The following is a 2,402-nucleotide window of genomic DNA, read 5'->3' on the forward strand; positions in this document are numbered from 1 at the left end:
CCACGGTCCGCCACCGGCACCTGTCGGAGCGTCCGCTGGTGTTCGTGCCGCTGACCACGGCCGGTGAGGCGGGCGCCCCGCTGGGCGCGCTGGTCGGCCGCGACCGGGACGAACCGCGCCTGCTGGTGGTGCCGCAGCCCCGTGACCGGGACCTGCGGTCGGTCTTCCTGGCCGAGCTGGCCGACATCGTGCTGCCGTACCTCGAGTCGTTCGCGGACGACGTGGAGCTGGTGGAGGGCAAGGAGGCCGACCCGGAGACGGGCCGACAGGTCAAGGTGGAGCGGGAGCTGTGCGCCGACGCCCCGCAGCTGATCGTGCCGAGCCGGGCGGGCGTGGACTTCGTGCGGCTGCTGGGCCGGTCGACCCGGTTCCGCCGGACCGCCGAGCAGGACCCGGAGACGGCGTATCCGGCGCCGCCGCGGGTGCCGCTGCTGGGCCGCTGGTTCACCCATTTCGGTGAGCGGTCCCGGGTGCCGGGGGCGTCGCTGCTGCTCGCCATGACGGACCTCCTGTCCCGTCACTGGGCGACCGGGCAGTCCAGCCTGGAGGACCAGCACCTGGGCGCCCTGCTGGCGTGGATCGACCCGCCCGGGGCGGACGGTCCGACCGGCGCCGAGGCGGCGCTGCGGGCCGAGCTGGGGCGGGACTTGGAGGGGCAGTTGCTCTGCCCTCCGGCCGGTCCGGCCACCGATCCGGCCTTCGACAACCGGCTGCTGGCCCCCGCAATCGAGCGCTACGACCGGGCGCGTTCCGCGCTGGCGGCGGCGGAGGACGGCGTGGCCGCCGACGCGCTGCTGGCGAACCTGTCGGCCGCCGAGCGGGAGATCGGCGAGCTGGTCCGCTCCCGGACGCTGCCGACCTGGGAGAGCGTGTGGCGCGGCCTGGACCTGCTGCGTGAGCTGCCCGAGGCGGCGCACGTGCCGGACCGCTGGACGGGCGACCGCTGGTCCTACACCGCCCACCGGGACCGGGTGGCCTCCGGCGAGCCGCCGCAGCCGCGGATCGACGACGCGGTGACGGCCGCGCAGAAGCTGGCGCGCCGGGAGAAGGAGCAGGCGAAGCTGGACGCCCAGGAGGCGCTGGACGATCCCCTGGTGCTGGCGGCGCGGCGGCTCGGCGGGGAGGCCTTCGTCGGCGAGGTCGTCGACGTGACCATGACCTACACGGAGAGCAAGCGCCCCAGCCCCCGTCCGCTGATCACTGTGCGCACCGAGGACCGGCCCCATCTCGGGGAGAAGGCGAAGGTCCACCGCTCCCTCGACGGCAAGCCGCAGACGGCCCAGTTCGTGGGCGTCGAGGAGGAGGACGGCGGGGCGGATCCCGGCGGCGGCCCCCTGCTGGTCGTCCTGCGGATCGTCGACAGGATGGGCCGCGGCAGGGAACCTGCGCTCGGCTCGGTGCCGGAGAAGGGCGACCGGGTCTGCTTCACGCTCTTCGAGCACGAACCGCGGGGCGGGCCCAAGCTGCCCGACCCGGAGAACACCCCGTGGACGCACGGCGGGCCGCCCACCGACCCGTCGCCGCTGCCCGCCGCCGATCCCGTCACCGAGGAGGACCTGCTGTGATCACGTCCGTCGGGGCCGCCGACGCCGCCTTCGACCCCGGCGCGGCGGCCGCCCGGGTCACCGAGCGGATCCTGAGCGACACGATGTCCGGCGCGCACCGCGGCGTGGTGGTGGACTCCCCGCCCGGCGCGGGCAAGTCCACGCTGGTGGTGCGGGCCGCGCTGGAGCTGGCGGATGCGGGGCGTCCGCTGATGGTCGTCGCGCAGACCAACGCGCAGGTGGACGACCTGGTGCTGCGGCTCCACGAGAAGCGGCCCGACCTGCCGGTGGGCCGGCTGCACAGCAGTGACGCGGACGCCTACGACAGGGCGCTGGAGAGCCTGGACAACGTCCTGCTCTCCGACAAGGCGCCGGCGCTGGCCGGGCTGCCGGTGGTGATCTCCACGGCCGCCAAGTGGGGGCACGTGAAGCCGTCCGACGCGCACTGGGAGCAGGCGATCGTCGACGAGGCGTACCAGATGCGGTCGGACGCGCTGCTGACGGTGGCCGGGCTGTTCGACCGGGCGCTGTTCGTCGGCGACCCCGGTCAGCTGGACCCGTTCTCGGTGGTGGGCGCGGAGCAGTGGGCGGGGTTGTCCTACGACCCGTCCGCCTCGGCGGTCACCACGCTGCTGGCGCACAACCCGGGGCTGCCGCAGCACCGGCTGCCGGTGTCCTGGCGGCTCCCCGCCTCGGCGGCGCCGCTGGTCTCCGACGCGTTCTACCCGTACACGCCGTTCCGCGCGGGCACCGGGCCCGACGACCGGCGACTGGCGTTCGGCGTGCCGTCGGACGGGTCCGGGCCGGACCGGGTGATCGACGAGGCGGCGGTCTCCGGGTGGGGGCTGCTGGAGCTGC

2 protein-coding genes are annotated in these 2,402 nt (G+C 75.3%); both read left to right on the top strand.

The features are described 5' to 3' along the window. On the top strand, positions 1 to 1,565 hold a 1,565-nt coding region (locus HW445_RS27025; protein WP_180223493.1), incomplete at its 5' end, for a hypothetical protein. Continuing rightward, the coding region (locus tag HW445_RS27030; RefSeq protein ID WP_308799983.1) for an AAA domain-containing protein at positions 1,565 to 2,402 on the top strand (838 nt) is incomplete at its 3' end. The genes HW445_RS27025 and HW445_RS27030, both read left to right, overlap by 1 nt.

It is taken from the genome of Streptomyces sp. UH6 (assembly GCF_013421635.1).
Lineage (GTDB): Bacteria > Actinomycetota > Actinomycetes > Streptomycetales > Streptomycetaceae > Streptomyces > Streptomyces abyssomicinicus.